The sequence below is a fragment of the Zobellia galactanivorans genome (assembly GCF_000973105.1).
Taxonomy (GTDB): Bacteria; Bacteroidota; Bacteroidia; order Flavobacteriales; family Flavobacteriaceae; genus Zobellia; species Zobellia galactanivorans.
Genome location: NC_015844.1, coordinates 5,043,849 through 5,069,957, shown reverse-complemented (window position 1 = coordinate 5,069,957; position 26,109 = coordinate 5,043,849). Strand labels below are relative to the sequence as shown.

General features: G+C 44.4%; 23 protein-coding genes. 13 read left to right on the top strand and 10 right to left on the bottom strand.

What is annotated here, in order from left to right:
- Positions 1-19: 19 nt before the first annotated feature.
- From ZOBGAL_RS20495 to ZOBGAL_RS20485, 3 genes are all read right to left on the bottom strand, one after another.
- Positions 20-1,351: a hypothetical protein gene (locus ZOBGAL_RS20495; RefSeq protein WP_148560736.1), complete on the bottom strand. Its 1,332-nt coding sequence runs from the start codon at positions 1,349-1,351 to the stop codon at positions 20-22.
- Positions 1,352-1,452: 101 nt separating this feature from the next.
- Positions 1,453-2,148 carry a hypothetical protein gene (locus ZOBGAL_RS20490; RefSeq protein WP_013995672.1) on the bottom strand — a complete coding sequence of 232 codons (696 nt, stop codon included), beginning with the start codon at positions 2,146-2,148 and terminating at the stop codon, positions 1,453-1,455.
- A gap of 58 nt (positions 2,149-2,206) precedes the next feature.
- A complete protein-coding gene (locus tag ZOBGAL_RS20485; protein WP_013995671.1) occupies positions 2,207-3,133 on the bottom strand; it encodes a hypothetical protein in 927 nt (308 codons plus the stop codon).
- Positions 3,134-3,435: 302 nt separating this feature from the next.
- On the opposite strand from ZOBGAL_RS20485, the gene ZOBGAL_RS20480 reads away from it, so the two are divergent.
- From ZOBGAL_RS20480 to ZOBGAL_RS20450, 7 genes are read left to right on the top strand one after another with little or no spacing between them, the layout of a single operon-like run.
- Complete coding sequence (locus ZOBGAL_RS20480) at positions 3,436-4,050, top strand: TetR/AcrR family transcriptional regulator (protein WP_013995670.1); 615 nt, start codon at positions 3,436-3,438, stop codon at positions 4,048-4,050.
- Between the two features lies 1 nt (position 4,051).
- Positions 4,052-5,299 carry a TolC family protein gene (locus tag ZOBGAL_RS20475; RefSeq protein ID WP_013995669.1) on the top strand — a complete coding sequence of 416 codons (1,248 nt, stop codon included), beginning with the start codon at positions 4,052-4,054 and terminating at the stop codon, positions 5,297-5,299.
- Positions 5,300-5,310: 11 nt separating this feature from the next.
- Positions 5,311-6,207: an HlyD family secretion protein gene (locus ZOBGAL_RS20470; RefSeq protein ID WP_013995668.1), complete on the top strand. Its 897-nt coding sequence runs from the start codon at positions 5,311-5,313 to the stop codon at positions 6,205-6,207.
- Entirely contained in the window at positions 6,204-7,106 is a 903-nt protein-coding gene (locus ZOBGAL_RS20465) for an ABC transporter ATP-binding protein (RefSeq protein WP_013995667.1), read from the top strand. Before ZOBGAL_RS20470 ends, ZOBGAL_RS20465 begins: the two co-directional genes overlap by 4 nt.
- Positions 7,103-7,831: an ABC transporter ATP-binding protein gene (locus ZOBGAL_RS20460; protein WP_013995666.1), complete on the top strand. Its 729-nt coding sequence runs from the start codon at positions 7,103-7,105 to the stop codon at positions 7,829-7,831. Before ZOBGAL_RS20465 ends, ZOBGAL_RS20460 begins: the two co-directional genes overlap by 4 nt.
- Positions 7,828-8,934, top strand: a complete 1,107-nt coding sequence (locus ZOBGAL_RS20455; protein ID WP_013995665.1) for an ABC transporter permease — start codon at positions 7,828-7,830, stop codon at positions 8,932-8,934. Before ZOBGAL_RS20460 ends, ZOBGAL_RS20455 begins: the two co-directional genes overlap by 4 nt.
- Positions 8,934-10,055, top strand: a complete 1,122-nt coding sequence (locus ZOBGAL_RS20450; RefSeq protein ID WP_013995664.1) for an ABC transporter permease — start codon at positions 8,934-8,936, stop codon at positions 10,053-10,055. The genes ZOBGAL_RS20455 and ZOBGAL_RS20450 overlap by 1 nt, the downstream gene beginning before the upstream one ends.
- An 18-nt stretch (positions 10,056-10,073) precedes the next feature.
- On the opposite strand, the gene ZOBGAL_RS20445 is transcribed toward ZOBGAL_RS20450, so the two are convergent.
- From ZOBGAL_RS20445 to ZOBGAL_RS20425, 5 genes are all read right to left on the bottom strand, one after another.
- A complete protein-coding gene (locus ZOBGAL_RS20445; RefSeq protein ID WP_013995663.1) occupies positions 10,074-10,841 on the bottom strand; it encodes a hypothetical protein in 768 nt (255 codons plus the stop codon).
- A gap of 104 nt (positions 10,842-10,945) precedes the next feature.
- Entirely contained in the window at positions 10,946-11,944 is a 999-nt protein-coding gene (locus ZOBGAL_RS20440) for a hypothetical protein (RefSeq protein WP_013995662.1), read from the bottom strand.
- A gap of 127 nt (positions 11,945-12,071) precedes the next feature.
- On the bottom strand, positions 12,072-12,650 hold the full coding sequence (locus tag ZOBGAL_RS20435) for a dual specificity protein phosphatase family protein (protein WP_013995661.1): 579 nt from the start codon (positions 12,648-12,650) through the stop codon (positions 12,072-12,074).
- A gap of 142 nt (positions 12,651-12,792) precedes the next feature.
- The gene (locus ZOBGAL_RS20430; protein ID WP_013995660.1) at positions 12,793-13,893 is read right to left on the bottom strand and encodes an acyltransferase family protein; all 1,101 of its coding nucleotides are present in this window, start codon (positions 13,891-13,893) and stop codon (positions 12,793-12,795) included.
- 27 nt (positions 13,894-13,920) lie between these two features.
- The gene (locus ZOBGAL_RS20425) at positions 13,921-14,508 is read right to left on the bottom strand and encodes an ankyrin repeat domain-containing protein (RefSeq protein WP_013995659.1); all 588 of its coding nucleotides are present in this window, start codon (positions 14,506-14,508) and stop codon (positions 13,921-13,923) included.
- 220 nt (positions 14,509-14,728) lie between these two features.
- Here ZOBGAL_RS20425 and ZOBGAL_RS20420 point away from each other — a divergent pair, with 220 nt between their 5' ends.
- Entirely contained in the window at positions 14,729-16,819 is a 2,091-nt protein-coding gene (locus ZOBGAL_RS20420) for a helix-turn-helix domain-containing protein (protein WP_013995658.1), read from the top strand.
- Between the two features lie 400 nt (positions 16,820-17,219).
- On the opposite strand, the gene ZOBGAL_RS20415 is transcribed toward ZOBGAL_RS20420, so the two are convergent.
- Positions 17,220-17,960: a hypothetical protein gene (locus tag ZOBGAL_RS20415; protein WP_013995656.1), complete on the bottom strand. Its 741-nt coding sequence runs from the start codon at positions 17,958-17,960 to the stop codon at positions 17,220-17,222.
- A gap of 310 nt (positions 17,961-18,270) precedes the next feature.
- On the opposite strand from ZOBGAL_RS20415, the gene ZOBGAL_RS20410 reads away from it, so the two are divergent.
- The 5 genes from ZOBGAL_RS20410 to ZOBGAL_RS20390 all read left to right on the top strand — a co-directional run bounded on the left by ZOBGAL_RS20410 (position 18,271) and on the right by ZOBGAL_RS20390 (position 24,818).
- Positions 18,271-18,570: a hypothetical protein gene (locus ZOBGAL_RS20410; protein WP_013995655.1), complete on the top strand. Its 300-nt coding sequence runs from the start codon at positions 18,271-18,273 to the stop codon at positions 18,568-18,570.
- Positions 18,571-18,832: 262 nt separating this feature from the next.
- On the top strand, positions 18,833-19,522 hold the full coding sequence (locus ZOBGAL_RS20405) for an ABC transporter ATP-binding protein (RefSeq protein WP_046287623.1): 690 nt from the start codon (positions 18,833-18,835) through the stop codon (positions 19,520-19,522).
- Positions 19,523-19,527: 5 nt separating this feature from the next.
- Positions 19,528-22,035: a TonB-dependent receptor gene (locus tag ZOBGAL_RS20400; RefSeq protein WP_013995653.1), complete on the top strand. Its 2,508-nt coding sequence runs from the start codon at positions 19,528-19,530 to the stop codon at positions 22,033-22,035.
- Between the two features lie 2 nt (positions 22,036-22,037).
- Complete coding sequence (locus tag ZOBGAL_RS20395) at positions 22,038-23,477, top strand: ABC transporter permease (RefSeq protein ID WP_013995652.1); 1,440 nt, start codon at positions 22,038-22,040, stop codon at positions 23,475-23,477.
- Positions 23,478-24,818, top strand: coding sequence for a DUF3526 domain-containing protein (locus ZOBGAL_RS20390; protein WP_013995651.1), 1,341 nt, complete (start codon positions 23,478-23,480; stop codon positions 24,816-24,818).
- An 89-nt stretch (positions 24,819-24,907) separates the two neighbouring features.
- On the opposite strand, the gene ZOBGAL_RS20385 is transcribed toward ZOBGAL_RS20390, so the two are convergent.
- Entirely contained in the window at positions 24,908-26,080 is a 1,173-nt protein-coding gene (locus tag ZOBGAL_RS20385) for a polysaccharide lyase (protein WP_013995650.1), read from the bottom strand.
- Positions 26,081-26,109 lie beyond the last annotated feature (29 nt).

Here is a 26,109-nt window from a genome sequence, read left to right as displayed (position 1 = left end):
AGCAGTAAACCAAGGCACATCAAAAATCGAGTATGGTAAAATAACACGTTCGGTCTACATAGCTATACGTCAAAAATGTACTTCCTTCCTTAATTATTGAAAAGCTAAATGTTGTTGTTGTCTGGGCCGTTACGTAGATGTTAATACGATCGGATCCTGTTTCTAAAAGACTTAATTGGATAGGATAGTCTGCGCTTGATCTGGGGGTAGACATCGTAAAAGTATATCTGCCCGTGCCATTTTTAACGGCACTGGAAATACCATTTGCGTTATATGTGTTTGAAGCGGGAATCAGTATTCCATATGCTTTAATCGGGCTATTGTAGTATGCCCCTCCATCTGAACCTACCGAAATACTGTTATTGGTGTTGGTGCTCACCAGGTTTACGGCTTGTGAGGTGCCGTCTTCACTATTGTGGGTAATAACCCCTGTGCCTGTATTCTGGGCTATTGACGTTTTTGTTTCCATACTGCTGATCGGTAATTTTTTTAAATTACCATTGGTATCTACCGTCACCAATTCATCTGATCCGGCACCTGCGGGCAGGGTCCGTATTCTTGTCGTGCCGTTTACATCTAATTTTGTAGATGGTGAGGCCGTTCCAATACCAATTCTGTCATCGTCTCCGCTGATCACTAACGTATTGGAATCGAAATTGAGGTCGAAATTACTCTGGGTAATATCTCTATTGTCATTTAATGTTCCGTTATCGGAATATATGTTTTTACCGGGGGCAGTTGCCAGTTCCGCCAAAGCGGCTTCTACATTTGTAGCGGTGTAATTTCCGGCCGTATCCTCAATGCTCACCTCAGCTGCATTCTGTAACTCGTTGGTAGCGCTCAAATCGTCGTCGGCAGCAATATGGTTGTTGATCAGGGCGGTGTTCGCGGTGATATCGGCAGACTCTTCCAATGCGGACAGGTTGGCGGAGAAGTTCGTTGTTCCTTCATCCACTCTCAAAAGGGTGCCATCAAAGGAAACATTGGTAATATCATCGTCGACCAGTGCTGCTAATTCCGTATCAACATAGGTTTTTACGGCCAGTTCTGTTGGGAACTTGGTATTCGTTACATCCGCCAAATTGATATCCGTGGATTTATTGGTGCTATCTTCCTTTTTTGCCAAGGCATCAAGGTTTATCGTTAACCAAATCGTACCATTATATACTTTTGTTACGTCGGCCACCGTATCGAACCAAATATCGTTTTGCAATGGATCGCTTGGAGCACTATCGGCGGTAGTAACAACGGTATTTCTTACGCTTACTTGAGTTCCCTTATGATTAATGGCCATAGTTTCTTGGGCATACACTGTGGTTTGTAGAACCAAAATGATGATAAGTGTACTCAAACGATATGTGATACGCGATATGATACCGATTTATTTATCCGTATAGGTTGATGACGAGTTATTGATTTTAGAGCCTTAAATCAGATGGTAAGACCCTGATCTTATCGAACGAACTGTACCTCTACAATATCACCTGCGTAAACAGACCAATCGTTTGGAACTGTAGTGTTTGGTACCAATGTAACGGTAGATGCCGCAATGGTGTAATCTACATTGGCAATTAATTTGGCTCCGTTTCTGTATACCCACACTTGACTGAAAGCAGGCAAAACGGGACTGCCGGTTAAAGGATACGCTACTTGGGCAGCTGTAGCCGTAAAACTCTCTTGTCCGCTTTGAAGTAAATCTGAAGCCAATAATTTTTTGGTTGCCCCTGTAGCTTCGTCCCTTACCAAAATAGTATACCCCGTACCTGTGCCATGGTCAGATTCTGTAGTGGCGTCCGTGGAAGCGGTTTCCGTGGTGATCAATTCTATGCCGTCAATGCCAAAAATAGTTCCGTTGGCGTCTATAAAAGTATCATCCGTAAGTGTTCCGCCCAATTGCCAGGTTGTTGTAGTTACGTCATCTGTAGTATTGGAAAGCATGGTTATACCGTTTTTGGATTGTAGGTACTTAATGGTTCCCTTATTGTCCACTACCCGTACGGCACCGCCGGTAACCGTAGTTCCGGGAACAATATCTCCCTGTTTGGCCGTGTCTCCGGTAGTTTGTTGTGCGTTAGTTAGCCCGAAGGTCATTAAAATAAGTGCAAACACCCCTGTTTTCAAGGCCTTGCGATACGTAGCGTTTTTCATAATGTTGATTTTTAAAAAGTGAATATTACTATTGAATTATACGTGTGTAAATAATTATCTAAAAGAATTGAACGATTCTAATTTCGTCGTTTTCATAGCATATAACATTAGCTTCCAGTTTTATAAGATTGACTCCTAAGGCGTCAAAATCGATTTTGATCCCGTTTCGGTAAACGGCAATCTTTTTTGAATCGGTAATCGCAAGTGGAGTGGTAAACTCTTGTTGCCCATCGACTGCGATGATCGTTAGCTCTTCCCTTTGTAGAAATGTATTGGACGCAGTGCTATGCAATACTCCCGTTGTCTCGTCTACGGTAAGAATTTTTACGTTGTTGTGGGCCGCCTCAGAAAGCCCTTCAATAGCCAAGGTGTTGCCCGTATTGGTTGTGATGACCGTCGGTCGCGTTAAGGTTCCGCCCAGTTCTATACTATTTGAAGAAGAAAGGGTAAGGCCATTTTCAACGCTGTAGATACCATTTTCTTTCCACAGGCTACCGTTATATGCAAATATATTTCCAGAGATACGGTCTACGTAAATATCCCCCGCTATAGGGGTGTTCATAGAGACACTACTTGGTGGCCCATCCCCGCTTGTGGGGTTCGTATTGGTTAAAATCCACTCTAAACCGTTCCATATGTGTACTTTATGTGACAATTCCTCGATCCAAATATCTCCCGCAAAATTATTTATGGGGCTTGAGGAAGCGGTAGTTACAAGCACTCCTGAATTACAAAGGTTCTTCCATATGACTCCGTCGAAAGCAAATATGCAATCATGATCGGTATTATAGACCAAAGCCCCTTTCAGTGGGGCCATTGCATTCATTTGGGCATCGGTAATGCGTGTAGGAACGAATGCCTTGGTCTGGCTATCCAATTCTAATATAGATGCTTCATCAATGGTGCTAATATTATCGCCTATTTTCACCTGCCCAAACGTGAGGAACGTATAAAATACCAGGGCTATGAAAATGACATATTTCATAAATGGAAGTGTTCTAGGGAGTTATATAAAGTGAAGGTAAAAACAAAACCGACCGCGTAGTATTTTTTGTTGCGATTTGGTAATAAATGGAGGTTAAACAGGGTAAATATGTTGTAAGAAATTCCCTAAAATGCTTCTAGGAGATAACTTCGACCTAGTTCAGTATGCTATCTTAGTCTATTGAATTTTATTCCTTTAGGCCCACTCTACCCTGTCTGAACCAAAGTTTTAGGCACTTCAATTGGTTGCCTATTGAATAAAAGTGTAACTTTGTTAACCAAATGGTTAAACTGGATAATTAAATGGCAAGAAAAAAAGACGAAAACACCGAAGCTAGAATTTTAGAGGCTGCTAAAACCGTGTTCCAGGCCAAGGGAATGGACGGCGCCCGCATGCAGGAAATAGCCGATAAGGCGGGAATCAACAAGGCGATGCTCCATTACTACTACAGAAATAAGCAACTGCTCTTCGAGGCCGTCTTTACCCATGCCTTCTCCTTATTGGCCCCACAATTGAAGGCCATCCTTGACGATGATTCCCCCATCGAGGAGAAGATCAGGCACTTTACCTCCAACTATATTTCCTTTATCGTCGACTATCCCTACATCCCCAACTTTATCATTCAGGAACTCAATAGGAATCCGGATTTTATCCTCAAACTCAAGGACAACCCGAGCTTTCCCAACATCGATAAATTTAAAAAACAGGTGGATGAGGAGGTCAAACAAGGCCTCCTAAAGCCCATTAATGCCGAACAATTGTTCATCAATATAATGGCTTTAAACGTCTTTCCCTTTGTGGCCAAACCCTTGCTCAAGGCTTTTACCAATACGGGGGAAGAGGCCTACCGGCAACTTTTGGAAGCCCGAAAGACCGAGGTGGCGGACTTTATCATCCATTCCATTAAGACTTCCTAACATGAGACACCTTATAATCCTCTTCGCCATTTTAAGCACCGTGCCCAGCGTGGCGCAACAAAGCATATCGCTCGAGGAATGTTATCGGTTGGTAGACCGCAATTATCCCTTGGCCCAACAAACCGGCTTGCTCGAGGTGCAAAATCAATTGGAATCGGAGGCAGTGGCTACGGCCCAATTGCCCCAGATCGCCCTGGATGCTTATGCGACCTACCTGTCGGACGTAATCGAGTTTCCCTTGGCCATGTCGGGCATAGAACCCCTGAACAACGACCAATACCGGGCTACGGTTTCGGTCAACCAATTGATCTACAACGGTGGGGCCACAAAGGCTTCGCTCGACCTCAAGTCGGTACAGCTAAAGGCCAAACAGAAAGAAGTGGAAGTCGGCCTGTACCAACTCAAAAAACAAATCAACCAGCTTTACTTTTCCGTTTTGTTGGCGCAGGAGTCCAAGGCCTTGTTACAGGCAAAGGAAAAGCAATTACGGGCCAAACTCAAGGAAGTGCGATCGGGTATCAAATACGGAGTGCTCTTACCGGCCTCGGACAAGGTGTTGGAAGCCGAACTGTTAAAGCTGAAGCAGCAGTTTCAAGAGACGGAAAGCAATAAAAGGGCCTTGGTCGAAACCCTTTCGAGCCTCATCGGGAAGCCCTTGAATAGGGAAACGGTATTTGAAAGTCCCCTTGTAAAAACGGACCTACAAACCGATGTAAACCGGCCGGAACTCGAATTGTTCGAACTTAAAAAGAAGGAAATCGAAACCTCCGAAAACGTGCTTTCCAAGCAAAATGCGCCTAAACTATTGGGCTTTGCCACTGGTGGCTATGGGAACCCCGGACTGAACATGCTCGATAATTCCTTTCAGGAATTTTATACGGTCGGCGTTAAATTGAATTGGAAGGTCTTCGATTGGAATGCCAACAAAAGGCAACGGGAGGCCTTGGCCATTAATAGGGATATTGTAGAAACGGAAAGCGAAACCTTTAAACTGAACACCTCCATCGAACTGAACCGACAACAAAGGGAAATCGAAAAAATCGAAAGTTTTATAGCCTCGGATCAAGAGATCATACAGCTTAGAAAGGAAGTGCTTGAATCGGCCGATTCGCAACTTAAAAACGGGGTGATCACCGCATCGGCATACATTACGGAGCTAACCCATCTATACGAAGACGAAAACACCTTGATACGGCATAAGATCCAATTGGAACTGGCCAAGGCCAATTACAAGGTCATTAAAGGATAATACATACAGAAATGAAAAAGTTCAATTACATACTCGGCCTGGGCCTTGCGGCCACTACCCTATTCTCCTGTGGCGATTCCAACGGAAAGGCAGACGGTTACGGCAATTTTGAGGCTACCGAAATTACCATTTCGGCCGAAAACAACGGCAAACTGATGGCCTTTGATATCGATGAGGGCGATGTGCTTCAAAAAGGACAGTTGATCGGTTATATCGATACCATTCCGCTTGCCTTAAAGCGGGAGCAACTGGAAGTGTCCAAGGCCGTGGTCGCCTCAAAGTCGAAGGGCGTACTCTCGCAAATAGCGGTTTTGCGTTCCCGATTAAAAACGGCACACACCAACAAGGCACGAATTGAAAACCTGATCAAGGACAATGCGGGTACCCAAAAGCAGTTGGACGATGTTACCGGGGAAATCGACGTGATCCAAAACCAGATCCGGAGCATCGAGATCCAGAACGCCCCCGTAGTCAACGAACTGAAGTCCATTGACGTACAGTTAAAGCAAATCGATGACCAAATTGAGAAAAGTAAGATCGTCAACCCCATCAACGGCACGGTCTTGACCAAATATGCAGAACCCAATGAAATTACGGCATTCGGCAAGCCCCTCTATAAAATTGCGGACCTAAGCACCATGCAATTGCGGGTCTATATCGGCGAGCCCCAATTGGAAAGCGTAAGGATAGGACAAAAGGTGACCGTTAAAATTGATGCCGAAGATACCATGAAGTCCTACGACGGTACCATTAGCTGGATCGCCTCGGAAGCGGAATTTACCCCCAAGATCATCCAGACCAAGGAAGAACGGGTGGCCTTGGTCTATGCCGTTAAAGTAGACGTCGCCAATGACGGTAGCCTAAAAATAGGCATGCCTGCCGAAATGTGGATATCCGATAAACCATGAGCATTAGCCTTTCCCACATATCAAAATCGTACAAGGGACTAAAGGCCTTGGAGGCCATTTCCTTTGAAGTGAAGGCGGGCGAGCTGTTCGGACTCATTGGTCCCGACGGCGCCGGAAAGACGACCTTGTTTAGAATCCTGACCACGCTTTTGCTCGCCGATGAAGGCAGGGCAAGGGTCGCCGGCTTTGACGTGGTTTCAGATTATAAAAAGATCCGGAACAGCGTCGGCTATATGCCGGGGAAGTTTTCGCTTTACCAAGATTTGACGGTCGAGGAAAACCTGACTTTCTTCGCTACCATCTTCGGAACGACCATAGCGGAGAACTACGACCTGATCAAGGAAATCTACGTGCAAATAGAACCTTTTAAAGACCGTAGGGCCGGAAAGCTTTCCGGGGGAATGAAACAAAAATTGGCCCTGTGCTGTGCGCTGATCCACAAACCCGAGGTGTTGTTCTTGGATGAACCTACTACGGGGGTGGACCCGGTTTCGAGAAAGGAGTTTTGGGAGATGCTAAAGCGGCTGCAGCAAAAAGGCATTACCATTTTGGTGTCGACCCCGTATATGGACGAGGCCGCCCTTTGCGATCGGATCGCACTGATCCAAGGCGGGAAAATTTTGCAGATCGACACGCCCCGGGCCATTGTAAGGCACTACCCCAAATCCATTTATAACGTTAAGGCGAACAAGACCTATCAACTTATAAAGGCCTTAAAGGCCTATGAAAACAAGCACAGCGTCTACCCTTTTGGGGAGTTTGTGCATTACACGGACAAACGGGACGATTTCAATCCCTCGGAATTGAAGGAATACCTGGAATCCAAATCCCTATCGGACGTGGTCATAGAAAAGACCGAGGCCACGATTGAGGACACCTTTATGGAACTAGCGAAATGAAGCAGGAAAAAGTCATACAAGTAACGGACTTGACCAAGATGTTCGGCGATTTTGCCGCGGTAGACGCCATCAGTTTTGACGTGTACAAGGGGGAGATATTCGGTTTTCTGGGGGCGAACGGCGCGGGAAAGACCACGGCCATGAAGATGTTGATCGGTATTTCAAATCCCACATCGGGCCAGGCCAAGGTGGCGGGATTCGACGTGTTTACCCATGCCGAGGACATCAAGAAGAACATCGGCTATATGAGCCAAAAGTTTGCTTTGTACGACGATTTGACGGTTAGGGAAAACATTCGGTTTTTCGGAGGCATTTACGGCTTGTCGAGAGAGCGGATCAAACAAAAATCAAATGCCCTGATCGAGGAATTGGGATTGCAAGGGGCGGCCAATAAGTTGGTGGGTGCCCTACCCTTGGGATGGAAGCAAAAACTATCCTTTTCTGTGGCCCTGATCCACGACCCCAAAATCGTGTTCTTGGACGAACCTACCGGAGGCGTAGACCCCATTACCCGGCGCCAGTTTTGGGAAATGATCTACAAGGCGGCCCATGAAGGAACCACCGTTTTTGTAACCACACATTATATGGACGAGGCCGAATATTGCGATCGGGTGTCGATTATGGTCAATGGAAAAATAGAGGCCTTGGACAGTCCGAAGCAACTAAAGAAACAGTTTCAGGCGGCGAACATGAACGATGTATTTTTAAAACTGGCCAGGGGATGAAACGGTTCATAGGCTTTATAAAAAAGGAATTCTACCATATTTTCAGGGATAGGCGCTCCCTGTTCATCCTCTTCGGTATGCCCATTGCCCAGATTTTACTGTTCGGTTTCGCCATCACCAATGAGATCAACAATGTCGACATCGCCATTCTCGATTATTCAAAAGATGCCGTTACGGAAGAGATCATTAATAAGATATCCGCTTCAAAATACTTTAGTATCAAACAGCTTATTGAAAAGGAATCGGATATTGAAAGTATCTTCAAGCAGGGCAAGGTAAAGGCCATCTTGAATTTTGAAAAGGATTTTAGCAAGAACCTGATCAAAGACCATAAGGCCACGATACAGATCATAACCGACGCCACCGACCCCAATACGGCAAACACCATTACTAATTTTGTAAATGCCATTCTTCAGAAGTACCAAAAATCCTTGAACAAGGATGCGGTGATCGCCTATCAGATCGTACCTCGGTCACGCATGGTCTATAACCCCGAATTAAAAAGCGTGTACATGTTCGTGCCCGGGGTCATGACCATTATCTTGATGCTGGTCTCGGCGATGATGACATCGATTTCCATTACCAGGGAAAAGGAATTGGGTACTATGGAAATCCTCCTCGTTTCCCCCCTCAAGCCCATTCAGGTGATTGTGGGCAAGGTGTTTCCCTATATTTTCCTTTCCGTAATCAACGCGGTCGTAATCGTGGTACTGAGCATTTTTATTTTTAACATGCCGGTACAGGGAAGCCTGTTTTTATTGGCCATGGAGAGCATCCTGTTCATTATTTCGGCCCTGGCCCTGGGCATATTGATTTCAACGATTTCGGCCACCCAACAGACGGCCATGATGATTTCCTTAATGGGACTCATGCTTCCGGTAATCCTGCTATCGGGCTTTATCTTTCCCATTTCCAGTATGCCCGTGCCCCTTCAAATCATCAGCAATATCATTCCCGCCAAATGGTTCATCATCATCATTAAGGGCATCATGCTCAAAGGGGTCGGCCTTGAGTTTATATGGAAGGAAACTTTGATCTTATTGGGGATGACGGTGTTCTTCATCGCCTTGAGCGTAAGGAAATATAAAATCAGGCTAGAGTAATGAAGACCATCCTATACATCATACAAAAGGAGTTCAAGCAGATCTTTAGAAACAAGGGGATGCTTCCGATTATTTTTGTAATGCCCGTATTACAACTCGTCATTTTATCGAATGCCGCCACTTTTGAAGTCAAGAACATCAAATTCGGGTATATCGATGGCGACCACAGTATTACATCCCGGGCCTTGGTCGAAAAGTTCAATGCATCGACCTATTTTGAGGTATTGACCGATTTTCCTTCGGAAGCCCGGGCCAGTGCCGCCATGCTAAAGGGAGAGGTCGATGTCGTGCTAAACATTCCCCCACATTTCGAACGGGATCTGCAAAACGAAAAGTACAAGGCCCTGGGCGTCACTATAAATGCCATCGACGGTGCCGCGGCCGGTGTCGAGAACGTATACCTTACCCAGGTCATCCAAACCTTTAATCAAGGGCTAAGGGTCGATTTGCGGCAAATTACGGACCAACAGGTGCAGGCTATGGCCATAGAAACCATTCCCCTGTTCTGGTATAACGAGACCTTGAACTACAAAACCTTTATGGTACCGGGCATATTGGTCCTCCTGGTCACCATGATTACCCTCTTTCTCTCGGGAATGAACATTGTACGGGAAAAGGAAATCGGCACTTTGGAGCAGATCAATGTAACCCCGATCAAAAAAAGACAGTTTATCGTTGGCAAACTCTTTCCCTTTTGGGTGATAGGCATGGGCCTGCTGACCGTAGGCTTGCTTATTGCCAAACTCATTTTTGATGTGCCCATGTTGGGGAGTTTACCCCTTATGTACCTCTACACCTCCATTTATATTTTGGTAGTGCTGGGCATTGGACTCTTCATTTCAAATTTTACGGATACCCAACAACAGGCCATGTTCATCGCTTGGTTCTTTACGGTGATCTTTATTTTGATGAGCGGATTGTTTACGCCCATTGAAAGCATGCCGAAATGGGCCCAGGCCCTTACCGAATTCAATCCCATAAAATACTTTGTGGAAGTCATGCGTATGGTGATGCTGAAGGGCTCGGGATTTATGGATATTCTTCCCCAGCTATTAAAAACCCTGCTCTATGCCGTAATTATGAACGGATTGGCGGTTTGGAGTTATAGGAAAACATCGTGATTGGGCCGTATGTCTAAGCTAGAGCACTGTCTCTTGGTCCAGCCAACGTTGCAAAAGGCTTTCGTTATGGGAAATAGGCACAAGGTAAAAGGTGTCGAATTTTTTAAAGACCCGTGATTCTTGGAGGGTCTCCATACAAACCGATACCGGGGCCAGATAGTTGGAATGGATCAGAAACAATTCGCCCTCCCTTTTTAAGAGGTAGCCTACGTGTCCCTCATCAAAACCTATAAAATAGAGTCCCTCTTGGGTCAGCCTATCGATCTCTTCATGGGCTTTTTCCGGGGTATTCTGTACCACCTTGTTGATCGCCGAGCCACAACTGATCATTTTGGCCTCGTCAATAGGTGATTTTTGGGCCAGTTTATAGCGATCGAGGTTTAGGCCCATATCGCGTAAGGTGGTGGATATAAAATAACCACAGGCAATCTTTCCTTCCTTGGGTATGGTCGTATGTCCCCCAAAACTCCAGGGCGTGCCGTACCAATGGGGAATGATCTTGTCTACCAACTGATCGGTAAAGGCGGTTTTTATGGTTTCTAGGGAAACCGTGCCCTGACGAAGTCCTTCCTTTAAACGCAGACGAAGCTGGCCTGCACTTATCTTGGTATGGGTATACGAGGCGACGATACTGTCCGAAGCTGTTTTATCAAGCTTCCTAAAATTCTTTGTATTCGCAGTGGACAAGACCGTTTCGACGGTAAATCCGTAGCTCGACACCTTTTCCGCCGTAGGGGGCATTTCGGAGGCAAGTCCTAAACCAAGAAGTAGGGAAAAAAGGAACATGTTCTTATATTGTTTTTAGGTGTCGGGGCTTATTAAGATAACGTATTAATTGGTAGTACATTACACCTGGGGTGTTAATTTTTTCCCCCTATGATGCGGAATACTTAGACATTGAGGTTTACGGCCCACCAAACATCGTAATCCCTGGGGATCAAGGGTCGATAGCTTTGAAAGCCCTGATCGGCTATTTTAAGTCCGACAATTTTATTGTTTTCGTCGCGTACATAGTCGATAAAGATAAAGGAATGGCCGTATGGGTCCAGTTTTTTCACGTCCGTACCTTTGACCACTTGCTCGTAGTCTTCCTTGTACCGCCATACCTGCATGGGCGCCCCGGGTCTTAACTCCCCGTCCCAGATACCGGTCGAATCGACCAAAGTTCCCATGCCCGCATAGGCAAGGGCCCCTGCGTTGCCCTTGCCCCGATAGGCTTCCGGAAGGCTTTTCCAATCCCTATCGGTATCCGAGGCCGAGACATACAGTAGGTCGAATACCTGTTTCGGACGATACATTTTTGTAGCCATACGCTCGGGCAGGTCTTGGTAAAGGGAATGGCCGTGGACTTGCCTATAGGCTTCTTCAATACGTCGCTTGCTGACGGCAAGGCAATGCCCTCCGGGCTCCTTGTTCTTGCTGGCCAGGTAATTTTCCACGATTTTTTGGGCAACGGGACTCGCACTTTCAAAAAAAGCCTTCCAGGCGGCCTCCTTTAATTTTTCGGTAATGTTGTCCTTTGGGAGCAGGGAATCGAGCTCGGAGGGTGTTGGCCTTGTTTCTAAGCTAATATACTCGTGAACATGAAAGCCATAGTCTTGTGCCACATCCGCCCCGGGATTGGCATGCACCTCCACGGTTTTTTCCATGGGCTCTTGGGGGGCGGGCTCTTGCCCATGCCGTTTGGTCGATGTACAGCCCCATCCCACAAGGCCGGCACACATTAAACCTATCAGGCGAACACTGAAATTATTCCCTAAGGTCTTTCTGGGTATTTCCTTCATTTTCAAGCTTCTGTTCACGTTGGCAATCACCGTATCGAGCACTTCCTCCCCTTGGTCAAGAAAGGGATTTTTTGTCCTGTCATTCCCACTGTAAAGGTAGCACATTTGCCTTGGAAAGGATAATCATAATTTAAATCGATTACCTTGAAAACAGCTCTATTCGGCAATACCTGCAAAAACCAGCACCGTCTCTTTTCGACGGTACCCTTTACTTGTTTTCGTCCAAACCTTGTTATTCTCGGCCAGACCTGCTTTCCTGCCCCAGTTTCTTTTGTAGTGCCTTAACGTTCAAGTCCTTGAGCAGGGTGATCAAGTTGGGAAATCGGGACTTGTGGTAGCCGAAGCGGTCTTCGGTAAATTCGGCAATGGCCCGTTCCTTGCTCCAGTTGTCGAAAACCATCCTATAGGCCGCAACGATGGCCCCGGTTCTATCGGAACCGTGCCAGCAATGGACAAGAAGGGGTTTCTCCGCTCGGTCTATGAGGGATAAGGCCGTAAAGACATCTTCTTCGTTCAAGAGGGCGGCTTTTAAGGGGATACGGTCTAAATGCAGGTCGCTGTCCTTTAGTTTCTTTTCGTTCGTTTTGTGGCGCCTGAGGTTCAGTATTGATTTTATGCCCAGGGCCTCCACCTCCTTCATCCCTTTTTTTGAGGGTTGCTCCGAGCGGTATAAACCATCACTTACTTGGTATAAGTTATGAAAGTGATTGGAATCTATTTTTTCTGACACTCCCTCTTGAAGTGCTTTGTTGGGCAAGGAAAATGCCAAGGATATCAGTGAAAGGAAGATAAAAGCGGATACTTTATGCATTGTACTGTACTACAAGAATAACAAAGATAGGCAAGCTAGGAGAATTTTATTTAAACCCACCCGCCTATTTTTGATGCTCCCATGGTGTTTTATAAAAAATCCAGTTCCAATATTTCTTTAGGGCCGGATTTCAATATGCCTATTATATGGCCTCTTTGGCTGCAGGACTTCCGAGCAAATTATTGGCCTTTTTGGACTTTTCCATCCGTAGTCCGAACAAGGGGCGTAAAACCGCAATTCTCCGGATCAAAAACTCGTAGAGGACAAAGCAGACCGTAAACGTAAAGACGGTAACGGCAATGAACTGTACTATCGGATGTATATCCAAGGGCAGTATCAACCAAGCCCCCAAATACAGCACGAACATATGGATGATATATACCGGGTAGGCCGCCGGGCCCAAATAGGCCAACAGTCGGCCGGGCCTGTTAAGGTAGTGGAAGAAGAGTCCGAAAATGCCGAATATCCAACAGATCGATTCCAAGGCCATTAAATAGCCTGGGGCTTCCATAGCATATTCGATATAGCGTAGGGCATAGAGTGCACTCGCGATGGCCAAATAGGTCCATTTCCATTTTTTCAAGGTAGTCCAGAACGGACTGCCGATATAAACGAACAGGTACCCGAAAAAGAAGGCCAGAGCCCCTAAAAAGAAACCGTGCCAAGTTTCGGCATAGAGGGAGTAAATCTGCGGCTTTACCCAAATAGCCTCCAGCACAAAGAAAAGGGAAACGGTCAAAGGTCCGACCGCGGTACCCATCAATTTTTCCAATAGTTTTTTAAGTCTTGCCCCACGATGTTTCAATACAAGAAAAACAGGTAGAAAAATAAGGACATAGACAAAAATATGGCCCAAAAACCACAGGTGGCCCGTATGGGGATAGTAACTCAAAGGCTGCTTGTAGAAGGTTTGAAAAAGATACATGTGCAGGGGCGAAATGGCGATAATGCCGAACAGGAAGGGCACAAGGATTCGTTGGCTACGTTCCCCGATCAGTTGTTTCCAGTTGCGCTTCCGCATGGCGAAAAAGAGTCCCATTCCCGATACAAAAAACAGAATCGGAATGCGCCACACATTGAGCATGGTCATGGGAATCCACAATCCCTCAAGTGCATTTTCGCTGCGCACGAAGCCAACGAACATGGCCCAGGGCTGAAAAACGATGGCGATATGGTAGATCAATAGCAAGGCTATGGCGATGACCCGTAGCCAGTCTATATCGTAACGTCGAAGGGTTTTCATGACTGTCGTTTTTTGAATTGTTATTTCTTATTGTAGCATTATAGCGATAACGGGACGTGCCTTTTCAACCTCGGCCAAGTTTAAATCCAATCCAATAGGCCCCAGTTGCTGTTGCATCATTTCATAGATGGGCTTCATGTCCTCAAAAGGTCCGGAGACGGATTCCTGGGCGGTGGCCCCATAGTTGTTCTTTACCGTTTTGTCGGCCTTGGCATCTATAAGTAATTGTACTAGTTCTACCCTGCCGAAAAATGCGGCTACGTGAAGGGCGGTGGAGCCGTCATTATTTTTTATTTCCAGATCGGCACCGGCATCGATAAGAACCGTGGCGATTTCCGTCTTATCAAAAGTAATGGCCGACATCAATGGGGTGGCACCACTTAGGGCATCCTTTTCATCAAGATTGGTGCCGGCTTCGATATGTTGTTTAACGGCTTCGAGGTTGCCGGTTACCACGGCCTGTGTTAGGGGAATCTCGGGTGCACTTATTTCGGTCTTGCCCATGGCTTTGTCGTTGGTCTTCTGCTTTTGTTGTCCACAGGCGGAAAAGCACAAAGCTATAATAAGTAGTATATAGCTCATTTGTTTTTCGGGTTTGTTCATTGATGTTTTCATGATTTCAATTTTTAGTGATTTATAATTTATTTGATATTCCAAAGGTCCCCCGAACGTTGACGCAGCACTAATTACCTATGGGGCAATGTATATAAGCCTTGCGGAAGTGATAAAAATTATGGCGCAGACATATAAATTATGACGCACCCCCCTTATTTTTATCTTGGGGAGTATTCATTTATATTTGTTAAAACCAGTGGCCAGCCACCAAAAAAATATCATGCCGAACCCGTCAAAAGGAAGTCCGTTTACCGAGCAGGCCGAAGCCTTGATTCTAGCCCATTTAAGCGATGAGCATTTTGGGGTATCGGAACTGGCCGGGGCCATGCACATGAGTCGCTCCAACCTTTTGCGAAAATGTAAAAAGCAGACCCAACTTTCCGCCAGTCAGTTTATTCGGCAGGTTCGCCTAAAGCAGGCCATGGAGCTTTTAAAGGATTCCGATCTTACGGTTTCGGAGGTTTCCCATCAGGTAGGTTTTGGTAGTACCTCCTATTTTATTAAATGTTTTAGGGAGCATTACGGCCATCCGCCCGGCGAAACGGGAAAACAGGTTGAGAAAGAGATGGAGGAAAATAAGCCCATTGTTCCCAAGGAAGCCACAGTAGAAACCCTTCCTTTTCCAAAACGCTACCAATGGCCCTTGGCGGTGGTGTTCTTGTTGTTGCTAATAGGGGTTTTTATTTGGAAGCCCTTCTCCCCTACTTCAAAGGCTCCCGTGAAAACCGATATTGAAAAGTCTATAGCCGTGCTTCCTTTTAAAAATGAAAGCAATGACGCCACCAACTTATATTTTGTAAACGGTTTGATGGAAGCGGCCTTGGGCAACCTTCAAAAAATTGAGGATTTAAGGGTTATCAGCCGTACTTCTGTAGAAAAATACAGGAACTCCGACAAGAACATTGGAGAGATAGCCCACGACCTAGGTGTCAATTATATTGTGGAGGGAAGCGGACAGAAAGTGGGCGACCAAGTGCTGTTGAACATACAGTTGATAGATGCCGCCACCGATTCGCGTATTTGGGGACAGCAATATACCCACGAGGTGTTGGATATCTTTGCCCTACAAAACGAAGTGGCAAAAAAGATAGCCCATGCCGTTGAGGCCAATGTGACTCCCTCCGAATTGGAGCGGATAGACAAAAAACCTACCGATAACCTAGTAGCCTATGATTACTACCTCAAGGCACAAGGGCCATTTTTGTCGAGAACGGAAGAAGGATTGCAAGAAGCTATTCCCTTATTTGAAAAAGCCCTGGAAGAAGATGCCGAATTTGCCTTGGTCTATGCCGATCTGGCCATTGCCTATTATTATTTGGACCTGTTCAAAAAGGAGAAAAAATACACGGAACAAATTAACAATTATGCCGACAAGGCCCTACTCTACGACCCTAAGCTTGCCGAGAGCCTTATGGCTAAAGCCCTTTACTACCAACATACGGGCGATTATCGATTGGCCGTGCCCCACCTTCAAAAAGCCTTGGAATACAATCCGAATTCTTCATCGGTTGTACAAATGCTGGCCCTCCTATATTCCAATTTCATTCCCGATACCGGCAAATACCTGGAGTATGCCTTAAAGGGAATTCAATTGGATATTGCCGCCAATGACTCCGTAGCCAAGAGTTATATCTATTTAAATTTGGGCAATGCCTTTGTTCAATCGGGTTTTGTGGATGAAGCCTTGGACTATATTGACAAGTCCCTTGAATTTGATCCACAGAATTACTATGCTCCGTACTTAAAGGCCTATATTCTGTATGCAAGGGATAAGGATTTGCGACAGACGTTGACCCGAATTAAAAGGGAATTGCAAAAAGATACTGCCCGTCTTGATATCCTACAGGAAACCGCCAAATTGCATTACTTTAAAAGGGAATACGACAGTGCCTACCACTATTACAGACAATTTGATGAAATTAGAAGGATGAAGGGCTTGGAGGTCTATCCCCAAGAAGATATCAAACTTGCCTTCGTATACGAAAAGAAGGGATTTTTTAAAGAGGCGGACCGCTTGTTCGCGTCGTATGCGGATTATTGCGAACACGATCAATCCATATATAAACCGGCCAGTATGGCGGTAAAGTACGCCCATGAGGGAAAATTGGATCTGGCCATCGAACAACTCAAGGAATTTGCTGCCAAAAACCATTTTCAGTATTGGATCCTCTTGTTCATGCAATTGGATCCGGCCATTGCGCCGCTAAAAAAGCATCCGGAATTTGAAGGGGTGATGCAAAATATCGAAGATCGGTTCTGGGAAAACCATGAGCGACTAAAAAGCTCCCTAAAAACGAAGGAATTGCTTTAAACCATAATTAGGGTTTCCCATTGTGCCAATCATTAACCTTTAATGAAAAAATATCGCAAAAAAGGATGGCAACTTGGTCTCTCAATCCGCCCTTGTTTGCTTTTAGCCGATATTTTTTTCTACGGAGATCTTAAATTGCTAGGTAAGGAAGAAAAAAAACAATGAGACCGATGAAAGAAGGATCAAAACGGGTACTCTACACATTGAGCCGTACTATAAATACAGAGATAGGCAAGACGGAGGGTTTTTATTTGGGATGCTTCTTTGTGTTTAGTAAATAGGAACTTTTTAAAGTGGGATAAAACTGTTGGGTAAGTCAACATAGTTTTTTTATATGACTACTCATTTTGGGATAAACGTAGAGCCCCTGATGGGGCTCTGTTTTTTAATATACTTTAGCTTAGATGGAAAAAGTTACCCTAATGTTGTATCTACTTAGGGCTTCTTCTGAATTATAGGTCATCGAAGCCAATAAGCGGTTTGCTGCAGGCCTACTGAAGTCAACACGACGGGTCAATTTGATAGGGACTCTACGGACTCCCGTTACGGGAACGGTCCCGCCTGATGCCGATATAGTGGTTCCACCTTCAGAAAAGACCCTTGCAAATGGGGAGGCCTCCTCGCTTACATTATCAATAGGCCTAGACCCCGATATCTGCTCTCGAGTTACGATAACCTCATCGTAGGCCAAAAGATCGGCATCGGCGATATGCCTAAAGGCCGCAATCAAAAAAGGAGATCCAAAACCTAAGCCAATCGCAGTGTTGTCTTGGTTGCCTTCACTGTGAAAAGCAATGGATTGATTGCCTTCCCACGTCTTGTAATTTTTATCCGTGATTTTTTTTAATTGACGGACTCCATCAATTTCTAAAAGCATTATTCGGAGTTTTACCTCTAGGGAACTGTTTTCCGTGGTACTTAAAAACAACTCATCAGGACGGAATACATCTCCACTGTCTACCTCTCCCCTTACGTAATTGAAGGTGTCGATTAATTCTCCGGAAGCATTATCTATCACCGCAATCAATAATTGAATTTCGTCTGAGTGACGCTTTCTTCTTAGCCTTCGCCTCCTTTTTGAAAATCCGGAAGTACTTTCTTCCTCACATCGTAATTCGCTTAATCTGATTCCAATTCCCATAACATATGATTTAGTTAAACATTATTTAGAGGTTTTATGGGAGGAAAGAAGAAAGGTTAACGTTGATTTGTAAGAATATTCTTTTGTGTGTTTAAAAGATAAAACTATTGTCTGAGGGAACGGGCTTCAATGAAGGCAAGCTTCGATATTCAGGGCTATACGATTATTTGTCTGTGTAATAAGCCTTGACGTTGCCCACTTCTCTGTATAAATAAGTAGTAGAGGCATTCCTTTTGTTTATGTAAATGTCTATATGTTTTTGCCATATCTTGTTCATAGTCTATAATATTATTTATTTTTACGGCTTGCAATGAAAAACATTAAGCACATTATTGCCCTATTTTATGTAACCTTGATTCTTCTATTCAAGGTAGCGGGCTTGCATGCGCTTACCCATCACATTGATGATTCCGATGCCCAACATTGTGAGGTGTGTCATATCACCTCGGCGGTCAATTTTACGCCTCTTATAGAAGCTGAAACCCCAGTTTTACCGCAGACGGAATTCTATCTGTTTGAAAAGAAACTTACGAACAAGGCTCCGGACCTTGTTTTTAAAGACAGGCTCTTAGCCAGTAATCGCTTTACCAGGCCTCCCCCACGATTCTAGTCGTCCTTATTTTTTTAGCACTATACTGTTTATAGGATACTTATGTCCTGTTGCTATGTCGTTTCCGTTTTTATGCAATACATCATTTGCAGAAGAAAAGGTGGTACATGACTCCGAAATAGTCCTTTAAGAATATGGGCCCCACCCCCTATTCTAGGGTGGTTCTTCAACTATTATAACAATGTTTGTTCACTGTATCGATTACGGTAGAATACACGTGTGCGATAAATTTCAGCATCAATTTTTAATTCATATATCACTTATGTTAAAAGCATTGAACATTACCAAATCCTACAACGGAAAAATGGCTTTAAAAGATGTTTCTTTTGAAGTTTCCAAAGGAGAAATATTCTGTCTCTTAGGTCAAAATGGCGCAGGAAAGACCACGACCATCAATATCTTTTTGGGCTTTATTAAAAAGGATGGCGGCAAGGCCTTTGTGGCCGATAAGGAGGTCGGCAAGGACGACACCAATCAACTCACGGCCTATATCCCCGAAACGGTACAGTTGTACGGTAACCTCAGCGGGGTAGAAAACCTGGATTTCTTTAGTCGTTTGGCCGGTTTTGAGTATACCATGGCCAAATTGGAAGCCTTTTTGTCCAAAACGGGATTACAGGAAGATGCGCAGCATAAACGGCTATCGTCTTACTCCAAAGGAATGCGGCAAAAAGTGGGTATTGCCATTGCACTGGCCAAAAATGCAGAGGTCATTTTTATGGACGAACCCACTTCAGGCCTAGACCCCAAAGCCACTGCGGAATTCACCAAAATCTGTAAGGAACTTGCCGATATGGGCAAGGTCATCTTTATGGCGACCCATGATATTTTTAATGCCGTTGAATTGGGTAACACCATTGGCATTATGAAAGAAGGGGTCTTGGCCCAAAAATTAAAGGCCAGTGAAATCGACGCGAATGAATTAAAACAACTTTACCTAGAAACAATTTAGAATAGATGAACCACTATATAAGAATTATACTAACACTATTGCTGTGTAACACAACATTTGCCCAAATCTCCGTTAAGGGCAAGGTTATCGATAGCCAGGGGATACCCGTTTACGGGGCCTCCATTTCATATACCAATAGCATCGCGGCAAACAAGGGAGGTGTTATCACCGAAGAAGAAGGGAATTTTGCTTTTGAACTAAAGGAAACCGGCCACTATCAATTTACGGTAAGTTATATTGGTATGGAATCCATCACTTTTCAGAAATACCTCGATCAGCTAAAAGACTACGATTTAGGCGTGCTAAAATTGCAAGAGAAAGTAGAGCGACTACAATCGGTCGAAGTTGTCGGTAGGGCGAGAACCGATTACAATAGCGACTATTCCTTTTCCGCGACTAAAATCGCTATTCTGAATAAGGAACTGACCCAAGCTATTTCTACGGTAACCAAAGAGCTTATTGCCGACAGACAGGCTTTTAAACTAGCGGACGCCGTTAAAGTGGTGAGCGGGGTAACCCCTTCCAGTATCTACAACCAATACAACATTAGGGGGATTAGCCAGAATGAAGAAGGACAGATCATTAACGGACTACGGACCAGGCAGTTCTATTTTTTACAGCCATTGACTTCAAATATTGAAAAGGTAGAGGTCATAAAAGGACCGGCAAGTGCCAGCTTTGCCAGTGTAGACCCGGGCGGAAGTATAAACATGGTAACTAAAAAACCATTGAAAGAAAACAAAAAAGAGGTGTCTTTTGCCGTAAGCAGTTTTAGTACCCTTCGTGGGGCCTTGGATTTTACGGGGCCGTTAAATGGAGACAAGACATTGCTCTACCGCTTTAACGCGGCTTATGAAGAAGCCGGCTCTTACAGGGACTTGATAAAGAACAAGTCTATTTTAATTTCACCTTCTTTTAGCTATTTGCCCAACGATAAGACCGCCATCAACGTAGAGATGATCTACAATGATATGAACGGCTTTTTAGATCGTGGACAACCTATTTTTGGTGCGATTGATGGGGTTACTTCCTTGACCAGTACCCCTATTGGGCTCAACCTTGGCGCTACCAATGATTTTTTCAATTCAAAAGAATTGATCCTGACCGGAAATCTATCCCATAAATTCTCCGATGCCATTAGTTTCAATACTTCCTACATGAAACAGACGTGGAAGGAAGATTTGGAGGAACACCGTACGATTTCAACCTTTGCCGTAGATATCGACAATAATACCATTCCCAGTTTGGCCGCCATGCGCTTTGTGCAGCGAAAACAAGACTGGATGGTAGATAACCTGAACGCTTATTTCAATTTTGATTTTAAGACAGGGGACTTATCGCACAAATTGCTGGTTGGATACGATTTACATTACTGGAAAAAACAAGTGGGCGGGGGACAAAATTCCGCAAGGGGCTACCTCTTGAAAGACGGTACGATTACCAATTCTTTTGATGCGAGCAATGCCGAAGCCTACCAAACTATTACCTATAACGGACTGACCTTGCCAAAACCCAACGTAGCTCATTTTAATCTGGAAAACCCTGATTATGCTATCAAAATTACCGAGGATTACACGTTCAATTCCCGCTTTGCCATTCCTCCTGCGCTGACTACCAGTAATGCCGTTTATATTCAAGAGCAGCTGAAATGGAAAAGAATCAGCCTGATTCTTGGCTTACGGCACGAGTGGTTCGAAGATATTACCAATTACAATACGAATAAGGAACTGTCTTTTACCAACAATAAACTCATCCCTAGAATAGGACTGACCTACGAAGTAAACGATAATGTGAATGTGTACGGTACCTATTTGGAAGGGTTTCAGCCCCAATCCAATACGGTTTCCCTACTACCCAGTACGGGGCAGTTCTTTTGGGCGGATGAATCCGCTTCCCAATTCGACCCGTTACTTTCCGACCTGACCGAATTTGGGATAAAGGCAGATTTGTTCAAAAAGCGGATAAAGGTGAATATGGCGGTGTATGAAATCAACCAAAAGAATATTTTAATGAGCGCCAACGACCCTGAAAACCCGGATCTACTTACCCAACGTGGTGCGGACCGTAGCCGGGGATTTGAAATGGATATTGCCGGATATCTTTTGCCCAATTGGCAGATAAATGCTTCATATAGCTATATAGATGCGGAAATTGTTAGTGATGCCAATGAAGCGTTAATTGGTGAACGAAAGGAAAATACACCAAGAAACAGCGCCAACCTATGGACGCGCTACAACTTCAATCAAGGTAGCTTTTTTAATGATTGGGGCGTCGGTTTTGGCGTGCAGTCCCAAGGCAGTAAAATACCGTGGTTTACCAGGGCTTTTGAAGTTCCGGGCTTTACCATTTTTGATGCGGCCATTTACTACACTCCCGCGGCAAGCAACCTACAGATTGCCCTGAATGCCGGAAATATTCTTGATAAGACGTATTGGCTGGGGGCGCAAACCTACTTAAGATTGTTTCCCGGGGCACCCAGAAATTTCACTTTGTCGGCAACTTATAAATTTTAAGTATGAGAAAAAATGTAATCTATTTATTGGCAGGCCAATTATGGAAAGATGCCTTTAGGTCAAAAGTGATGTTGATAGCATCGGTTTTAATAGGGGTTCTGTTATTCTTTTCGGCCTATAGCGGTTGGGAAAATTATCACGACCAAAACGATACACGCGGCTCCATGCAACACGAGGTTCAGGAAAGTTGGGAAAACAATCCTGACAAGCACCCCCACAGAATGGCCCATTACGGTTCGTTTGCCTTTAGGGTCAAACATATACTTAGCGTTTTCGATCTAGGCATGGAGAATTTTGTGGGCAATGCCGTGTTCTTGGAGGCCCACAAACAAAATACCGTGAATTTTTCGGAAGCGAGTATGTCTACCGGGCTTTTACGCTTCGGGGAAGTCAGTATGGCCATGTTGTTAAAGATAATCGTGCCGCTGTTAATTTTTTATTTGGGTTTTAATACTATAGCCCAAGAACGCGAAAATGGCACCTTAAAACTACTGATCGGCCAAGGTATTGGCAGAAAGGAAATTGTCTTTGGCAAATGGTTGGGCCTTTGGAGCCTGTCCATGATTTTTCTTATGGCCGTTTTTCTGGTACTGTTGTTTTTCGTCGTGTTGGAATCGCACGGTGGTCTATCGGGCGATAGTTTGTACCGGTATCTCGTGCTCCTAGTTTCCTATTTGTTGTTTTTCGCCATATTGTGCGCTATTACCATTTTGGTTTCCGCCTTTAGCAAGACGGCCAAGGGGGCATTGATAAAGCTCTTGGGGATTTGGTTGCTTTTTGTGATCATTGTTCCCAAATCTTTACAGGCCATGGGGTATTACCTCTACCCCACTCCTTCTAAAATAGAAATGGAAACGGCCGTAGAACACGATTTAATAGAACTAGGGGATAGTCATAATCCTGACGACCCGCATTTTAAGGCCTTAAAGGATTCTGTGCTCCTGGCCAATAAGGTAGACGATGTAGCGGATCTTCCCTTTAACTATGGAGGTTTTGTAATGGCCAAGGGTGAGGCCTTGAGCGCTGCAGTGTATCAAAAGCATCAAAGACAACTGTATTGGGTGTACGGTAAACAGAACAACGTAGAACGATATTCCGCCTTCGTAAACCCGTACACCGCTATAAAAAACTTGTCCATGGCCTTTTCGGGAACCGATTTTCAATCCTTTCTTCATTTTAAGGGGCAAGCGGAAGTATATCGGTACAAATTGGCCCAAGAGATGAACCGTTTGCAGATGGATTTAATTCCCAATAAGGGCAAAGCAGGGCCCGATACCATTTCCAGCGATTATTGGAAAAGTTTTCCTCCTTTCGAATATGATTCCTTAAGTATTCCCGAAGTGTTCAAAAATGAATTGACTTCCTTGATGGCGCTACTATTGTGGGGTATTTTGGCCATTTTCGGACTGTTAAGATTATCCTCTAACTTAAAAGCCATCTAGATGTATAGTTTATTGTTTAAATCATTCTTTAGAACGAAAATATTCTTGGTAAGTCTGGTTTTGTTGATGACCGTAGGGCTCATCGGCATTTCGATAGGCAAGCAGTACCTGGTAAAACAAGAAAAAACCATTATTGCCGCCCAAAAATTTCAAGAAGAAAGTATTGCGAAAAATGTAGCTTACCATAGTGATGATCTTGGATTGCTCTTGTATTACCTGCGATTTACCTTGGTGAAGAAACCCGAGAATATAAATGCCATTTCCATTGGACAGAGCGATGTGAATCCGCTTTTGCAGGCAGTAACCATTCGTGCTTTGGAAGGGCAGAAATACGATACCGATTTTGAAAACCCGTCCTTATTGATGTCGGGTAACCTGGATCTGGGATTTGTTATTATTTACCTCTTTCCCTTGGTTTTGATCGCTATGACCTTCAATTTATACTCGGAAGAAAAAGAATTGGGGACATGGCGTATTTTAGCGGCACAAACTTCGGGAAAAGCGAGGTTTCTATTTAAAAAGCTCTTTGTAAGGGTGCTCTTTGTTTTTGCTATTTTAATACTTCTTATGTTTATGGCGAGCGCTATCTTACAAATACCTATGGACCAATATTTTTGGGCCCTATTTCTACAAAGCACCTTGTATTTGTTGTTTTGGAGTGCGTTGTGTTTTTGGATGGTTTCCCTTTTAAAAAACTCTAGCTTCAATGCCCTGGCCTTAGTTTCCGTTTGGGTGGTGCTTACCATTTTGTTTCCCGCGGTGGTCAACAATTATGTGATCAATAAATATCAGGTGCCGGAAGCATTGGATGCCATGGTGGAACAGCGCGATGGGTATCACGAAAAATGGGATTTGGAAAAAAGCGCTACTATGGACGGTTTTTTTGAAGCCTATCCGCAGTTTGAGCAATATCCGGTTCCCGAAGATGAATTTTCGTGGCTTTGGTATTATGGCATGCAGCATATGGGCGATATGGCCGCAGGGGAAACCAGCAAGGAAATGACGGAAAAGGTGATGCTCCGTAACACTGTGAGCGAGAAGTTTGCTCTTTTCGTACCCACCATGCATGCCCAGTTAAGTTTCAATACTTTGGCAGGAACGGATATGGTTGGCCATTTGGGCTTCTTAAAAGAACTGACCAAGTTTCACGAAAACCTGCGTTTGGATTTTTACCCCAAAATCTTTGGGAAGAAATCCGCCGACAGGGTCGACTGGAAAAATTACAAGGCGAAGTTTTACACCTTGGAACGGGAAGTGGACTGGACTTACCTAATGCTTCCTACCCTACTGATTACCTTGCTAATCGGGGGCTTTGGAGTTTTGAACCTTCGGAAACTTTAAAAAAAAAGGGCTGGAATTCACTTCCGGCCCTTCTTTTTTTACAGAGGTCTATTTCCTTATGGAAAGGCATTGTAGCCAACACTTTAAGGTCAAACTTTATAAATCATCTTGGTAATCTTCCTCTTATTCGATTCAATGACCATGATGTATGTTCCCGTATCGAGTTGGCCTAGGTCAATGCTCGGTGTTTTTGTACTGGTATCCGGCACCCAACTTTTAACCCGATACCCCATCATACTGTATATGGAAATGTTCTTGGTGTCCGCATCAATTCCTTCGAGGTATAAAATGCCGTCTAGTACCGGATTTGGATATATTTTAACCTCAGTATCGCTAGTATCACTAGGGTTTTGAAGGCTTTGCTGTGCTTCGTTTGCCGACGCGCCGATCTGTAGTTCATTTCCTGTTCGGGATGGCGGACCTATTCGGTGGGTCGATACTTTAAAATCGTCAAAATAGGCGTAGACATCCTTTGTGGGCTGAAAGCTTTCGTCAGAGCCCCCAAAGAAAGAAGACAAATAGAAGGAATTTAAGCCTATATCGCCTTCCCCTACTTGTCGGAAATCTTCAACATTGGTTATCTCTAAAGCTAACTGTCCGTTTAACCAGCCTCGCATAATACCATCTTGCTTTCCGGGCGTATTTAATTTGTAATACATTTCTATATGCTGCCAAGTGCCCTTCGTAAACTTGACCTGATCGGCTTGCGGCCCTCCATTGGCTTCCTCTATAGGGTCTGTTAGGCTCCAGTTGATGGAAGCCTTGTAATCAGGTCGCGTCGGTTTTGTATTGTAGTGCACATAGGTTTCAACGAGTCCGTTTTTTCGCCACATTAGCCGTAATGACATATTCCTGTCACTTGTCTGATACGATAGTCCCGGTAATTTCCCCCCGGCCCTAAATTCAAAATCCGACGGAAAATAGACCTTGTAACTCATATATAGTTCATCGTGAAACTGTCCGTCGTTAAAATAGACCTTGGTATGGATACCGCTTTCACCGGTTTTCACCTGTCCTTTAGGATATTTTACCTTTAGCGTTTTTCCCTGGTCGGGAAAACTTTCTATGGAAACACGACCCTCATCTGCACCTTTGCAAAATGAAACCCCTAAGGCATCCTTAATTTGGTCTTTGTCATATGGCCCGGTGGGCAGTTCGTCAAAATTGAAATGATATACATCTGCTGTTTGGGCCTTTGTTTTTGTTACGGTGAATAGCACAAGAACAAAGCATAGTGATACTATCGATAATTTTCTTTTCATAAGAATGTCGTTATTATTTTAAGATTGGG

Excerpts from the sequence above, each read along its gene's own strand:
- ZOBGAL_RS20415 (WP_013995656.1), bottom strand. The coding sequence starts at position 17,960 with ATGGGAATTGGAATCAGATTAAGCGAATTACGATGTGAGGAAGAAAGT.
- ZOBGAL_RS20475 (WP_013995669.1), top strand. The coding sequence starts at position 4,052 with ATGAGACACCTTATAATCCTCTTCGCCATTTTAAGCACCGTGCCCAGC.
- ZOBGAL_RS20385 (WP_013995650.1), bottom strand. The coding sequence starts at position 26,080 with ATGAAAAGAAAATTATCGATAGTATCACTATGCTTTGTTCTTGTGCTA.
- ZOBGAL_RS20445 (WP_013995663.1), bottom strand. The coding sequence starts at position 10,841 with ATGTTCCTTTTTTCCCTACTTCTTGGTTTAGGACTTGCCTCCGAAATG.
- ZOBGAL_RS20420 (WP_013995658.1), top strand. The coding sequence starts at position 14,729 with ATGCCGAACCCGTCAAAAGGAAGTCCGTTTACCGAGCAGGCCGAAGCC.
- ZOBGAL_RS20395 (WP_013995652.1), top strand. The coding sequence starts at position 22,038 with ATGAGAAAAAATGTAATCTATTTATTGGCAGGCCAATTATGGAAAGAT.
- ZOBGAL_RS20435 (WP_013995661.1), bottom strand. The coding sequence starts at position 12,650 with ATGCATAAAGTATCCGCTTTTATCTTCCTTTCACTGATATCCTTGGCA.
- ZOBGAL_RS20440 (WP_013995662.1), bottom strand. The coding sequence starts at position 11,944 with ATGTGCTACCTTTACAGTGGGAATGACAGGACAAAAAATCCCTTTCTT.
- ZOBGAL_RS20480 (WP_013995670.1), top strand. The coding sequence starts at position 3,436 with ATGGCAAGAAAAAAAGACGAAAACACCGAAGCTAGAATTTTAGAGGCT.
- ZOBGAL_RS20425 (WP_013995659.1), bottom strand. The coding sequence starts at position 14,508 with ATGAAAACATCAATGAACAAACCCGAAAAACAAATGAGCTATATACTA.
- ZOBGAL_RS20405 (WP_046287623.1), top strand. The coding sequence starts at position 18,833 with ATGTTAAAAGCATTGAACATTACCAAATCCTACAACGGAAAAATGGCT.
- ZOBGAL_RS20455 (WP_013995665.1), top strand. The coding sequence starts at position 7,828 with ATGAAACGGTTCATAGGCTTTATAAAAAAGGAATTCTACCATATTTTC.
- ZOBGAL_RS20460 (WP_013995666.1), top strand. The coding sequence starts at position 7,103 with ATGAAGCAGGAAAAAGTCATACAAGTAACGGACTTGACCAAGATGTTC.
- ZOBGAL_RS20485 (WP_013995671.1), bottom strand. The coding sequence starts at position 3,133 with ATGAAATATGTCATTTTCATAGCCCTGGTATTTTATACGTTCCTCACG.
- ZOBGAL_RS20470 (WP_013995668.1), top strand. The coding sequence starts at position 5,311 with ATGAAAAAGTTCAATTACATACTCGGCCTGGGCCTTGCGGCCACTACC.
- ZOBGAL_RS20465 (WP_013995667.1), top strand. The coding sequence starts at position 6,204 with ATGAGCATTAGCCTTTCCCACATATCAAAATCGTACAAGGGACTAAAG.
- ZOBGAL_RS20450 (WP_013995664.1), top strand. The coding sequence starts at position 8,934 with ATGAAGACCATCCTATACATCATACAAAAGGAGTTCAAGCAGATCTTT.
- ZOBGAL_RS20430 (WP_013995660.1), bottom strand. The coding sequence starts at position 13,893 with ATGAAAACCCTTCGACGTTACGATATAGACTGGCTACGGGTCATCGCC.
- ZOBGAL_RS20410 (WP_013995655.1), top strand. The coding sequence starts at position 18,271 with ATGAAAAACATTAAGCACATTATTGCCCTATTTTATGTAACCTTGATT.
- ZOBGAL_RS20400 (WP_013995653.1), top strand. The coding sequence starts at position 19,528 with ATGAACCACTATATAAGAATTATACTAACACTATTGCTGTGTAACACA.
- ZOBGAL_RS20390 (WP_013995651.1), top strand. The coding sequence starts at position 23,478 with ATGTATAGTTTATTGTTTAAATCATTCTTTAGAACGAAAATATTCTTG.
- ZOBGAL_RS20490 (WP_013995672.1), bottom strand. The coding sequence starts at position 2,148 with ATGAAAAACGCTACGTATCGCAAGGCCTTGAAAACAGGGGTGTTTGCA.